We start from the raw sequence: 12,624 nt of genomic DNA, 5'->3' as shown, positions 1-12,624 counted from the left end.
CCACCAGGCCTTTCCGCCGGATACCGACGAACGTGAATGTCAGCTTCGCCGGAGATTTCCCGCGCGAATCTTCCCAACACCCGCGCGGCGCGCCAGACTGTCGGCCATGCCAATTCAGACCCTTTCCCGCCTTGCCGAAGTCGACGCCCGCCAGTGGGACGCCCTGTTGCCGGACGATCAGCCGTTCCTGCGTCACGCCTTTCTCTGCGCCCTGGAAGAGAGCAGCAGCGTCGGTGGGCGTACTGGCTGGAAGCCGTCCCATCGTGTGCTGCTGGGCGATGATGGCCGCCTGCTCGCCGCCGCACCGGCCTATCTGAAAAGCCATTCCTACGGCGAGTACGTATTCGACTGGAGCTGGGCGGATGCCTGCCTGCGCGCTGGTATTCCCTACTACCCCAAGTTGCTGGTGGGCATTCCCTTCACGCCGGTGGGCGGCGCGCGGTTGCTGGGAACGCCGGAAGCGGCGCTGAGCCTGGTCGGCGCCCTGGCAGGGGAGGTGGACGAAGGGCATTGCTCCGGTGTGCACGTGAACTTCACCGATCCTGCCGCCGATGCGCTGCTGCGTGACGCCGATGGTTGGCTGGAGCGCCTGGGCTGCCAGTACCACTGGAGCAACCGCGGCTATCGCGACTTCCAGGACTTCCTAGACGCCCTCAGCTCGCGTAAGCGCAAGCAGTTGCGCAAGGAGCGCGAGCAGGTCGCCGGGCTCGGGCTGGATTTCATCTGGATGGAAGGGCGCGAGCTCTCCGAGGCGCATTGGGACTTCGTCTACGCCTGCTACAGCAGTACCTATGAGGTGCGCGGGCAGGCGCCTTACCTGAGTCGCGAATTCTTCAGCCTGATCGGTGAGCGTATGCCCGAGGCGATACGCGTGGTTTTCGCTCACCAGAATGGCCGGCCCGTGGCCATGGCCTTCAGCCTGCTGGGCGGCGACACGCTGTATGGCCGCTACTGGGGTTGCCTGGCGGAATTCGACCGCCTGCACTTCGAGACCTGTTTCTACCAGGGCCTGGATTTTGCCATTAGCCACGGCCTGAAACGCTTCGACGCCGGGGCGCAGGGCGAGCACAAGCTTATCCGTGGCTTCGAGCCGGTGATCACTCGCTCCTGGCACCGCCTGGGGCATCCGGGGCTGCGTGACGCGGTGGCGGAGTTCCTGGTGGGGGAGCGGGCGGGCATCCTGGCCTACGCCGAAGAGGCCCGCACCGCACTGCCATACCGGCAGGGGGATTCCGTGTAGGAGCGGACTTTGTCCGCGATCGTTTTGCGGCCGCTCAGGCCAATCCGGAAGCGCGGCCAGCCGATCGCGGACGGAGTCCGCTCCTACGGGGAGCTGGCAGCATGGGCCTTGCGCGGGCCGTCACTCCGGCTTCGCCTCACCCTTGCCCGGCAGCATCCGCACCAGGGTGTTGTCGCGGCTGATGTAGTGGTGGAACAGCGCCGCCAGGGCGTGGATGCCGATCAGCCAGTAGCCGAGCACGGCAATGGTCTCGTGCCAGTACTTCACTTGCTTGGCCAGGTCCGGGTTCTTGTCCACCAGGTGCGGCAGCTCCATGCCCCAGAACGGCACCGGCTTGTCGGCGGCGCTGAGGATGATCCAGCCGGCCAGCGGCAGGCCGATCATCAGGCCGTAGAGCGCCAGGTGCGCAAGCTTGGCCAGCGCCATCTGCCAGACCGGTGGTGCCGGGACGATCGGCGGGGTGGGGTAGATGAAGCGGCCGATGATGCGCAGCCAGACCAGTACGAAGACGCTCAGGCCGAGCATGAAGTGCCATTGGGAGAACAGCGCGCGGGTGTCGCTGCCTTTGGGGAAGTTGGTGCGGTACTCCATGCAGAAGTACGTGGCGGCGATCAGCACCAGCATTATCCAGTGCATGGCTATGGACAGGCTGCCATAGCGGGACGGGGTCTTGGACAGGCTCATGACGGTTCCTTGTTTGGCTCGGAGTCGTGACGCTCCGTTCTGGCGACGGGGTTGTCAGTCTCAGCATAGAGCCTTAACCCTGCCTGAAAAACCGTGAAGGCAAAGTGAAAGGGCCGCAATGTGCGGCCCTTTTGACGTCGGTCAGCCTTCGTCGTCGGCTGACTGGCGGGAGCGGATGGCGTTCACCAGTCGCTTGGCCAGCGCCGGGTAGTCCTCGTCGAAGTGGTGCCCGCCGGGCAGCTGCAGGTTTTCACCCACGGCCTGGGGCTGTGTGCAGCCGCTCTCGTCCTTCTCCTCGATGCCGTACACGCAGAGCACCTTGGGCCCGGGCAGACGGGCCATTTCCGGGCCTGTGGAGGCTTCCTGGCCGGCCTTGCCGAGCCAGCCCTGCACCTCGATCTCGAAGCTGCCGCTGCGGGCGAAGGCCAGCAGGATTACCGAGCTGACGTCCTTCTTGGCGTCCGCCGGCAGGCGGTTGTAGATCGCCGGCAGCACGTCGGCGCCAAAGGAATAGCCGGCCAGCACGAAGTGCTTGGCGCCCCATTTCTCGCGGTAGTGCTGCATCAGTACGGCGAGATCGGCGGCGCTCTGTTCCGGCGTCTTGTGCTCCCAGAAGTAGCGCAGGGCATCCACGCCCACCACCGGGTAGCCCAGCTCAGCCATCTGCGCGGCGACGTCGCGGTCGAGGTCGCGCCAGCCGCCGTCGCCCGAATAGAACAGGGTGACGGTTTCCGAGGGCTTGGCGGCCGGGACTTCCACCACCGGCACGTTGTCGCCGCCGCCTTGCAGCTGCTGGCGCAGTTGATCGGCGAGGACCTTGGGCAGCGGGGTGTCGTAATCGCTGATCACCGTCTCGGCGTTCTTCAGGCCGCGGGCAAAGCGCGCGCTGGCGTCGTCCGGGTTGTCATTCCAGGCGGCCAGCCAGTGGCCGTGGGCGGCAGTCGTCGGCAGCGGGGTGGCGGCGCAGTCGGGCTTCTCCAGGGAGAACCCGACCGACAGGGCCTTGGCCTTGTCGTCGGTCTGCCCGGCGAGCCAGCGGAACGCCCAGGCGCTGCCAGGACCAATGCCGGCGACCAGGGTCGGCTGGCCGTCGAGCAGCTCGCTGGCAGCCTTGATACGGGCCTGCTGGGTGGCGCAGTCCTTGTCCGGGAAGACGAACTGCACCACGCGGGCCCCGCTGTCGTGAGCCAGGGCCAGCAACTGGCCGTCGTCGAGTTTCTGGTCGGCCTGCACGGCCAGCAGTACACGGGCGTTCGGTTGCTTGCCGGGGATGGCCAGGGCGACGGCGCTGCCGTCGGTGAGCTGGCGGTGTTCGAGGGAAGCCTGGGAAGCCGGGCGGCTCCACAGCAGCAGACCCACGGCGATGATGATCAGCAGGAGGAGGGCGAGCAGGTGTCGCCAGCGTCGTTTCAACATATCAGCGTTTTACCAATCCACTCAGGCCGCCTGCGATGAGGGCGGCCGTATCGGCCAGGGCCACCAGCGGATCCAGTCCGGCGGGCACGGCCAGGTAACGGGGTTCCCAGTCGGGCTGGAACTTGTCCTTGAAGCGCCGCAGCCCCTGGAAATTGTAGAACTGCTCACCCCGGCGAAAAACCAGCGCGCCGAGACGTTGGGTCAGCGGGGCGCCACGGCGCGGCTGCAAGCCGGCCAGGGGCACCATGCCGAGGCTGAAGCGGGTGTGCCCGCTCTCCTTGTAATGCAGGATCAGGCCGAGCATGAGGAACTCCATGGTCAGCTTGGGTGCGTCGGGGGCCACGCGCATCAGGTCGATGCTCGCCAGTTCCTTGCCGGAGGTTTCCAGCAGGTTGGCAAAGGCCACGGCGCGGCCCTGGAAGCGGACCACGACGACGCGGAAATAATGCAGGTATTCGGGGGTGAAGCGGCCGAGGGAGAAGCCCTTCTCGCGGACGTTCTTGCCGCCCAGCCAGGCATCGGAGATCGCGCGCAGCTCATCCATCGGCGCGTGGCCGGCGTCATGGAACTCCAGGCTCAGGCCGTCGCGCTGGCCGCGGTTCCAGGTGTAGCGCAGGTCTTTCATCTCCTTGCCCTTGCTCTCCAGGTCGAAGCGGCGCAGATCGACGCGCGCCTCCTCGCCGAGCTTGAGCGCGGTCAGACCAATGTCCATGTACAGCGGCAGGTTCTCCGCGCGCACCTGGTAGAACACCGGGCGCGCGTGGTGCAGGTCGCACAGGTCGCGGAATTGCCAGATCAGTTCGGCGCGGGCCTGGGCCGGGCCAACCGGATCGAACAGCGCCACCAGGCTGCGGCCACGGCGGGCGTACATCAGGAAGGCGTCGTTGCCCTCATGGAAGAGCAGCGCCTTGTCGCCGGACAGGGCCAGGCCGCCGTCGGGTTGCGCGGAATTGGCCAGGATGCCGGCGGCAGTATCCAGCTCCTCGCGAGTGGGCGCGTGGATCGCCGGCGGCGCGGTGCGCAGCAGCCAGTACAGCGCCAGCGCGGCCAGCAGCAGGCAACTGCCAAGGGCGGCACGCAGGCCGCGGGGGGCATCGGCGTCCAGGGCGAACTGCCACCAGAGTTCGTGACTGTAGGGCACGTCCTGGTAGGCGAACAGCAACAGCCAGATCGACGCGGCGATAACGCAGGCCGCCGCGCCCAGGTAGATCGGCGAGAACGGCAGGTCCATCAGGCGGCTGCGGCGGTAGAAGGCGCTGCGGAAGATCACCAGCAGGCCGGCGGTGAAGCTGAGGATCAGCGCTTCCTCCCAGTCGAAGCCCTTGAGCAGCGACAGCGCCGCGCCGGCGATCAGCAGGCCGATCGTCAGTGCCCAGGCGGCAGACAGGCGGCGACGCAGCCCGTAGGCGAGCAGCAGGCAGAGCACGCCGATCAGACTGGCGGCCAGATGCGAGGCATCGATCAGGCGGTGCGGCACGAGGAAGCCGACTTCGTCCAGGCGGGTATCGATGGAGGGCGTGGCGCCGGAGAACAGCAGCACGATGCCGGAGATGAATACCAGCAGCGAAAGGATCTGCGCGGCGAAGCCTGAGGTGATGCGTACCGCCTGCTTGGCCACCAGGATGCGCCGTGCCTCGAGGAACAGCAGCAGCAGGCAGGCGGCAATCAGTGGCAGCACCACATAGATCAGGCGGTACAGCAGCAGCGCGGCGGCCAGCGGGGCGGCGCCCAGTTGGTTGGCGAATGCCGCGAGCAACACCGCTTCGAACACGCCGACGCCACCCGGTACGTGGCTGAGCACGCCAGCGGCCAGGGCGATCAGGTACACCAGCAGGAAGGCGCCGAAGGGCGGCGCCTCCGGCAGCAGCAGATAGAGCACGGTGGCGGCGGCGGCGACGTCCAGTGCGGTGATCACCAGTTGCAGCAGCGACAGGCGCAGGCCCGGCAGGCGCAGTGTGCGGCGGCCGAAACGGACCAGGTGGCTGTCGGGCGAAGGCTGCTCCGGCAGGCGGCGGCGTTCGATGGCCACGACCAGCAGCAGGCAGAAGCCGATGATGCCCAGCGCCAGCACGGCGACCAGCCACTGTGGCAGGTGCAGGGCCAGGGAGGCGTCGGAGAGATCGCTCAGCGCGGCGAGCGCGGCCAGCACTGGCAGGGCGCAGCCCAGCGAGAGGCTGGCGAACAGCGTCATCAGCGCGACGTCGCCGGCGCCCAGGCCCTGGCGGGCATACAGGCGATAGCGCACCGAACCGCCCGAGAGCATCGACAGGCCCACGGCATTGCCGATGGCGAACGCCGAGAAGCCCCCGGTCAGCAGTGCCGGCACGGGCAGCTTCACGCCGGCGAAGCGGCTGGCCGACCATTCGTAGCCGAGCAGGAATATGAAGCCGACCACGGTGGCGGCAAAGGCGCCGAACAGTGCGGTGCTGGGCACGTCGAGCAGGGCGTCGTGCAGGGAATAGGCGTCGATGTCGCGCAGCAGGTGATAGCAGGCGATCAGCGCCAGGCTGAACAGCACCAGGGTTACGCCCAGGCCGAGTGCCTGGCGATTGCTGTTGATCCAGTCGAGCCAGGCCGCTCGTGGCGCGACGTCTTCGGCGGCAGGTGCAGCGGGTGTATCAGGTGTGGCGGGGTTGGCGCTCATCGGGCACCTCAATCGATTTAGCGCGACAGAGTAGGGGCACTGACGCGAATTCCCAAGTCCCCGGAAGAGTATTTTCCCGATCCGTGAGACGCCACCCGTGGGCGATCAATTTTTCCGGCACAACGAAAAAAGCCACTCCTAAGAGTGGCTTTCTTCTTGGTGTCTGGTTGCGGGAGCAGGATTTGAACCTACGACCTTCGGGTTATGAGCCCGACGAGCTACCAGACTGCTCCATCCCGCGGCGGCAATTCTACGGATATGAGGCGTGGTGTCAAACGATATTTTCGTTTTCGATCAAAGATTTAAATGCGCGCAAACGAAAAAGGGCCACTCCGAAGAGTGACCCTTTTTCTGTGTCTGGTTGCGGGAGCAGGATTTGAACCTACGACCTTCGGGTTATGAGCCCGACGAGCTACCAGACTGCTCCATCCCGCGCCGGCCATTCTACGGAAATGAAAGCCTCTGTCAATCGATATTTCTGCTTCGATCAATAATTTAAATCGCGCGCAAACGAAAAAGGCCACTCCGAAGAGTGGCCTTTTCACGGTATCTGGTTGCGGGAGCAGGATTTGAACCTACGACCTTCGGGTTATGAGCCCGACGAGCTACCAGACTGCTCCATCCCGCGGCAGCCATTCTACGCCGGTGGGCTTTGGTGTCAATGAAAAAAGAGAAAAAGTGATTTTCTTTCAGATATTTAGCTGAGTGAAAGGGCGGCGGGGCAGGTGGCGGCGCGGGGGATTTTCCTGGCTGTGGATAACCGAAGCTGCAGCTTTTTGCATTACCATGGGCGGGATTTCCGCCGCCTGCCCAGGCGGCTTCCGATGGTGATGCAGGCGCCTTCTTCGTGACTCGGCAGAGAAAGATCATCCACATCGATTGCGACTGCTTCTACGCCGCCATCGAGATGCGCGACGACCCGAGCCTTGCGGGCAAACCGCTGGCTGTGGGGGGCTCGCCGGACAAGCGTGGCGTGGTCGCGACCTGCAACTACGAAGCCCGTGCCTACGGCTTGCATTCGGCCATGGCCATGCGCACTGCCGTGAAACTCTGCCCGGACCTCACCATCGTGCGTCCGCGCATGGACGTCTATCGCGAGACCTCGCGGGACATCCACGCGATCTTCCGCGACTACACCGACCAGATCGAGCCGCTATCCCTGGACGAGGCCTATCTCGATGTCAGTGACAGCGAGCGCTGCGGCGGCAGCGCTACGCGTATCGCCCAGGAAATTCGCCAGCGTGTCTGGGAGACCCTGCACATCACGGTGTCTGCCGGGGTGGCGCCGAACAAGTTCATCGCCAAGATCGCCAGCGACTGGCGCAAGCCCAATGGCCTGTTCGTGGTCACGCCCGATGAGGTGGACGGCTTTGTCGCCGAACTGCCGGTGAAGAAGCTGCATGGCGTGGGCAAGGTTACCGCCGAGAAGCTGGCGCGCCTGGGGATTCGCACCTGCGCGGACCTGCGCGATTGGTCGCGGATCCAGCTGGCCAAGGAGTTCGGCAGTTTCGGCGAGCGGCTCTGGGGCTTGTCGCGGGGCGTCGATGACCGGCCGGTGCAGGTGGACAGCCGTCGTCAGTCGATCAGCGTGGAGAACACCTTCGATCAGGACCTGCCGGACCTGGCAGCGTGCCAGGAGGAATTGCCGTCACTGCTGGGCGAACTGGAGCGGCGCATGACGCGCCTGGACACGAGCTACCGGCCGGGCAAGCCGTTCATCAAGCTGAAGTTCCACGACTTCACCCAGACCACCCTGGAGCAGGCAGGCGCGGCGCGAGACCTGGAAAGCTACCGGTTGCTGCTGGGACAGGCCTTCCAGCGCGGCAACAAGGCGGTGCGGCTGATTGGCGTGGGCGTGCGCCTGGTCGATCTGCGCGGCGCCCACGAACAGCTCAGTCTCTTCTAGCTCCCAAGAGCCTCAGCCTTCGGGCCACATGCGCATGGCGCGGCCGGAGACCGGCCACAGGCGCAGCTCGCCTTCGTCGGTGATATCCCAGCGTTGCACTTCGCCGAGCATCTTGAGGAACTGCTGTTCCTGCTCCATCACCAGGTCGGCGCACAGCTTGCGGGTGGCGCCGGGCTGGCCGAAGGTCAGCTGCTCGCCCTCGAGCTTGTAGCTGGCGAACCAGTGGTTGCAGCCGGCGCTGCCGTAGGCGCGGCCGTTGCCGTCCAGGGTCAGGCTGATGTGGGTGTAGTCGATCAGCGGGCGTTCACCGATCCACTCCACGCGGTAGGCCTGCTCCGCTTCGGGAACCGGCTTGCTTGCGCAGCCGGCCACGGCCAGCGCGGTGCAGGCGCTGGCGATCAGGGCTTTCATGCGGTCTCCTTGCTCTGGCAGTCCGGGCAGAGGTGGCGGTTGCCGACCTTCGTCCATCCGAGTTCGGCGATGCGCAGCTCGGCGGCGGGCTGCTGGGCAGCCTTGCCGAGAGTGGCATCGACGGCGAATTCGAAGTCCAGTGTAGCTTCGCAGCCGTCGCAGTTGACCTTCCATTCATGGATGCCCAGTTCCCGGAAAACCGGGCCCTTGGCCACGGCCATCCACTGCCCCGGCGGGTTGATCAGGTGGCGGACTTTTTCCACTTCCAGGGTCATGCTCAGGCTCTTGCTGCCCTTGAGGCTGACCAGCAGGGTGTCGCCAGCCTTGATCGAGCCACCGATGCCGGTGACCTGGTAACGGCCCGGAGTCAGTGCGCGGCACTCGTTGAGGGTGAATTGCGGGTTGAGCAGGGTGTAGCGGAAATCGTGCTGAGCCATGGGTCCTCCGGGAAAGCGCGGCATTCTAGGGCGCGTGGCGTGCGGATGCGAGTGCCTTCTGCTCAGTTTTTCACCAGGTTGACCGGATTGCCGGCCCGCCAGGCGGCAATGTTGGCCAGGGTGGTCTGGGCGATCCCGGCCAGCGCCTCGCGGGTGAGGAAGGCCTGGTGCGCGGTGATGATCACGTTGGGGAAGGTCAGCAGGCGTGCCAGGACGTCGTCCTGCAGCGGCTGGTCGGAGCGGTCGGCGAAGAATATCTCGGCTTCTTCTTCATAGACGTCCAGGCCCAGGTAGCCCAATTGGCCGCTTTTCAGCGCCTCGATCAGCGCCGGGGTATCCACCAGCGCGCCGCGGCCGGTGTTGATCAGCATGGCGCCGCGCTTCATGCGCGCAAGGCTCTGGGCGTTGATCAGGTGTTTCGTGGCCTCGTTGAGCGGGCAGTGCAGGCTGATGATGTCGGACTGCGCGAGCAGTTCGTCCAGCTCGACGAAACGCCCGCCCAAAGCCTCGATGGCGCGGTTGGGGTAAGGGTCGTAGGCCAGGATGTGGCAGCCGAAGCCGCTCATGATGCGGGCGAAGACCTCGCCGATCTGGCCGCTGCCGATCACCCCGACGGTACGTCCGTGCAGGTCGAAGCCAGTCAGGCCATGCAGGGAGAAGTCGCCTTCGCGGGTGCGGTTGTAGGCACGGTGAAGGTGCCGGCATAGCGCCAGGACCAATCCCACGCCATGTTCGGCCACGGCGTGGGGCGAATAGGCCGGTACGCGCACCACGGCCAGCCCCAGCGCGTGGGCGGCGGCCAGGTCGACATGGTTGTAGCCGGCCGAGCGCAGGGCAATCAGTTTCGTCCCGCCGGCTGCCAGGTGCTCCAGCACCGGACGCGACAGGTCGTCGTTGACGAAGGGGCAGACCACCTCGAAGCCCATGGCCAGGGCGACGGTGTCCTCGCGCAGCTGCGCCTGCTGGAAATGCAGCTCGAAGCCGAGTCCATGGTTGGCGGCCAGGAAGCTGTCACGGTCGTAGGTCTGATTGCTGAACAGGATGATGCGCATCGCAGGGTCGTCCGTCTTCAATGAGGCTGGCCGGCTTCGGCTTCCAGGTGGCCCTCGGTCGCCAGGGCCAGCTCGGCCATGGCCTTGTCCAGTTCGTCCAGGGCGGTGGCCGCGTCCGGGTCGCCCTGCTTGAGCAGCGTTTCGGCGCGCTGGCAGGCGGCGCGCAGCATCGGCACGCCACAGTAACGGGTGGCGCCGTGCAGGCGGTGGATACGTTCGAGCATGGTGTTGCGGTCGTTGCGCTCGCGGGCCTGGCGAATGACTTGGCGGTCCGCGGAGAGCGAGGCGAGCAGCATGCCGAGCATGTCTGCGGCCAGCTCCGGCTTGCCGGCGGCCAGGCGCAGGCCTTCCTCCGGGTCGAGCACGCTGAGGCCGTCGATGGAGGATTCTGCTTGGCGCGGACGCTCGTCGCGCGGCTCACCCAGTGCGAGGCCGGTCCACTTGAGGATTACCTGGACCAGTTGGCGCTCGTCGATGGGTTTGGTCAGGTAGTCGTCCATGCCGCCCTGCAGCAGGGCGCGCTTCTCGTTGGCCAGGGCATGGGCGGTGAGGGCGATGATCGGCACCGGGCTGACCTCGCGGTCGCCTTCCCACTGGCGGATCGCCTCGGTGGCCTGGCGGCCGTCCATGATCGGCATCTGCACGTCCATGAAGACCAGGTCGAAACGCTCGCGCTGCACCGCTTCGACGGCGGCCAGGCCGCTGTCCACGGCGATCACCTCGGCGCCCATGTCGGTCAGCAGGGTCTTCACCAGCAGCAGGTTGGCCGGGTTGTCGTCGACGCAGAGCAGGCGTGGCGTGCGTTCGAGCTTGCCGTTGACGTTCTTGTCCTTGCGCAACGGGCGCAGGTGCAGCAGTTCGTTCATCGCCTGCTGCAGCTTGCGGGTGCAGGCGGGTTTGCTCTGCACCTGGGCGTCGGGCAGCACGTCGTTGTAGTGCGCCTGTTCGATGGTCGGGCAGAGCACCAGGCTCTTGCAGCCGTGCTGCTCCAGTTCGCGGATGGACTGGCGCAGCGCCTCGGGCGGGTGTTCGGCGGCAGTCACGCCGAGCAGCGCCAGGGTGATCGGCGCCTTGTCGGACGGCCCGGCCAACAGGGCCTTCTCCAGGGCGGCGAGGTCGGGGAATTCGGTGACTTCCAGGCCGCAGTCTTCCAGTTGGTGGTGCAGGGCAGTGCGGGTCAGTTCGTGGGGTTCGTAAAGCGCCACACGCAGGCCGCCGGCCAGGGCGTGCGGTAGGTCGTCGCCATCGTCGCGGGCCTTGGGCAGGTTGAGGCTGATCCAGAATTCCGAGCCGTCTCCGGCGCTGCTTTCCACGCCGATCTCGCCGCCCATCTGTTCGATCAGGCGCTTGGAGATCACCAGCCCGAGACCGGTGCCGCCGGCTTGGCGCGAGAGGGAGTTGTCGGCCTGGCTGAACGCCTGGAACAGCGCACGCAGGTCGGCGTCGGTCAGGCCCACGCCGGTGTCCTGCACGCTGATGCGCAGCTGTGCGCGGTCGTCGCTCTCGTCTTCGAGCATGGCGCGCACGGCGATGCTGCCGTCGTGGGTGAACTTGATGGCGTTGCTCACCAGGTTGGTCAGTACCTGCTTCAGCCGCTGCGGGTCGCCCACCAGCTGCAGCGGGGTGTCGCGGTAGATCAGGCTGACCAGCTCCAGATGCTTTTCGTGGGCGGCGGGGGCGAGGATGGTCAGGGTGTCCTGGATCAGTTCGCGCAGGTTGAACGGGATGTTCTCCAGCACCAGTTTACCGGCCTCGATCTTCGAGAAGTCGAGAATCTCGTTGATGATTCCCAGCAGGCTCTCGGCGGACTTGTGGATGGTGCCCAGGTAGTCCTGCTGGCGGCTGGTCATCTCGCTCTTCTGCAGCAGGTTGGTGAAGCCGAGGATGCCGTTGAGCGGAGTGCGGATCTCGTGGCTCATGTTGGCGAGGAACTCGGACTTGATCCGGCTCGCCTCCAGGGCCTCCTTGCGCGCGAGGTCGAGCTCGATGTTCTGGATCTCGATGGTCTCCAGGTTCTGCCGCACGTCGTCGGTGGCCTGGTCGATGTTGTGCTGCATCTCTTCCTGGGCGCTTTGCAGCGCCTCGGCCATGCGGTTGATACCGCCGGCCAGTTCATCCAGTTCGTGGCTGCCGAGGGCGGGCAGGCGAGTTTCCAGGCGGCCTTCCTTGAGCTGGGCGACGCCCTGGGCGATCTGCCCAAGGGGCGCATTGATCGCGCGGCTCATGCGCAGCGCGAGGAGGGCGGTGACGGCCAGCCCCGCGCCGATCAGCAACAGGCTGGTGAACAGGCTGCGATAGCCGCGCAGCAGGGTGCCGTGGTGCGACAATTCCAGCTCGACCCAGCCCAGCAGCTTCTCGGCGTCATCGTCCGGGTCGCCGGACAGGCTGCGGTGCTTGCCCAGCACCGGCAGGAGGAAGTGGGTGGTATCCAGGTTGCTCGCCATGCTCAGGTGCGAACCGTCGCCCGAAGGCATGGGGGTGAGGATGCTGGGGCCGGCGTGGACGAGTTTTTCCCGGTCCGGGTCAAGGAAGGTCACGGCGCGTACGTCGGGTTGGTCCAGCGCTTCGTTGGCGATGCGCTCGAGCAGCTCGTTGTTGTGGTTGGCCATGGCCGGGGCGGACAGCGGCGCGAGTTGTTCGGCGATCAGTTGCCCGCGCTCGATCAACTGGGCGTGCATGTCCGACAGCTGCACCCAGGTGAAATAGCCGCCCAGCACCAGCGCCAGCAGGCTGGTGGGCAGCAGGGTGAGCAGCAGTACCCGTCCCTTGATGCCGAGATCCTTGAACACGCGCTTCCTCCGATGCGTTTATCCCCGGCAGTGTAGCGGTTCAGA

At 66.0% G+C, this 12,624-nt stretch carries 9 protein-coding genes and 3 tRNA genes; 2 read left to right on the top strand and 10 right to left on the bottom strand.

Annotated features, from left to right (window positions below; translation table 11 throughout):
* Positions 1-106: 106 nt before the first annotated feature.
* Positions 107-1,240 carry a GNAT family N-acetyltransferase gene (locus ACNFH5_RS09075; protein ID WP_416745275.1) on the top strand — a complete coding sequence of 378 codons (1,134 nt, stop codon included), beginning with the start codon at positions 107-109 and terminating at the stop codon, positions 1,238-1,240.
* 120 nt (positions 1,241-1,360) lie between these two features.
* On the opposite strand, the gene ACNFH5_RS09070 is transcribed toward ACNFH5_RS09075, so the two are convergent.
* From ACNFH5_RS09070 to ACNFH5_RS09045, 6 genes are all read right to left on the bottom strand, one after another.
* Entirely contained in the window at positions 1,361-1,924 is a 564-nt protein-coding gene (locus ACNFH5_RS09070) for a cytochrome b (protein ID WP_416745274.1), read from the bottom strand.
* Between the two features lie 141 nt (positions 1,925-2,065).
* The gene (locus ACNFH5_RS09065; protein WP_416745273.1) at positions 2,066-3,340 is read right to left on the bottom strand and encodes a virulence factor family protein; all 1,275 of its coding nucleotides are present in this window, start codon (positions 3,338-3,340) and stop codon (positions 2,066-2,068) included.
* Between the two features lies 1 nt (position 3,341).
* Positions 3,342-5,984 (bottom strand): bifunctional lysylphosphatidylglycerol flippase/synthetase MprF, encoded by a 2,643-nt coding sequence (gene mprF, locus ACNFH5_RS09060; RefSeq protein WP_416745272.1) that lies wholly within the window; start codon positions 5,982-5,984, stop codon positions 3,342-3,344.
* Between the two features lie 164 nt (positions 5,985-6,148).
* Positions 6,149-6,225, bottom strand: a tRNA-Met gene (locus tag ACNFH5_RS09055).
* Positions 6,226-6,342: 117 nt separating this feature from the next.
* Positions 6,343-6,419: transfer RNA gene (locus ACNFH5_RS09050), tRNA-Met, on the bottom strand.
* 116 nt (positions 6,420-6,535) lie between these two features.
* Positions 6,536-6,612 (bottom strand) — tRNA-Met (locus ACNFH5_RS09045).
* Positions 6,613-6,891: 279 nt separating this feature from the next.
* On the opposite strand from ACNFH5_RS09045, the gene dinB reads away from it, so the two are divergent.
* Complete coding sequence (gene dinB, locus ACNFH5_RS09040; protein WP_416745651.1) at positions 6,892-7,890, top strand: DNA polymerase IV; 999 nt, start codon at positions 6,892-6,894, stop codon at positions 7,888-7,890.
* A gap of 12 nt (positions 7,891-7,902) precedes the next feature.
* Here dinB and ACNFH5_RS09035 read toward each other — a convergent pair whose 3' ends face one another.
* The 4 genes from ACNFH5_RS09035 to ACNFH5_RS09020 all read right to left on the bottom strand — a co-directional run bounded on the left by ACNFH5_RS09035 (position 7,903) and on the right by ACNFH5_RS09020 (position 12,579).
* Positions 7,903-8,301 (bottom strand): META domain-containing protein, encoded by a 399-nt coding sequence (locus tag ACNFH5_RS09035; RefSeq protein WP_416745271.1) that lies wholly within the window; start codon positions 8,299-8,301, stop codon positions 7,903-7,905.
* Positions 8,298-8,738, bottom strand: coding sequence for a hypothetical protein (locus ACNFH5_RS09030; RefSeq protein ID WP_416745270.1), 441 nt, complete (start codon positions 8,736-8,738; stop codon positions 8,298-8,300). The genes ACNFH5_RS09035 and ACNFH5_RS09030 overlap by 4 nt, the downstream gene beginning before the upstream one ends.
* A 62-nt stretch (positions 8,739-8,800) precedes the next feature.
* Positions 8,801-9,790 (bottom strand): 2-hydroxyacid dehydrogenase, encoded by a 990-nt coding sequence (locus tag ACNFH5_RS09025; RefSeq protein ID WP_416745269.1) that lies wholly within the window; start codon positions 9,788-9,790, stop codon positions 8,801-8,803.
* 17 nt (positions 9,791-9,807) lie between these two features.
* On the bottom strand, positions 9,808-12,579 hold the full coding sequence (locus tag ACNFH5_RS09020) for a response regulator (RefSeq protein ID WP_416745268.1): 2,772 nt from the start codon (positions 12,577-12,579) through the stop codon (positions 9,808-9,810).
* Between the last annotated feature and the right edge of the window lie 45 nt (positions 12,580-12,624).

Source organism: Pseudomonas sp. NY15435, assembly GCF_048068295.1.
In the GTDB taxonomy this organism is placed as follows: Bacteria; Pseudomonadota; Gammaproteobacteria; order Pseudomonadales; family Pseudomonadaceae; genus Pseudomonas.
The sequence above is the reverse complement of the archived record's forward strand: the minus strand, read 5'-3'. Positions and strand labels throughout refer to the sequence as shown.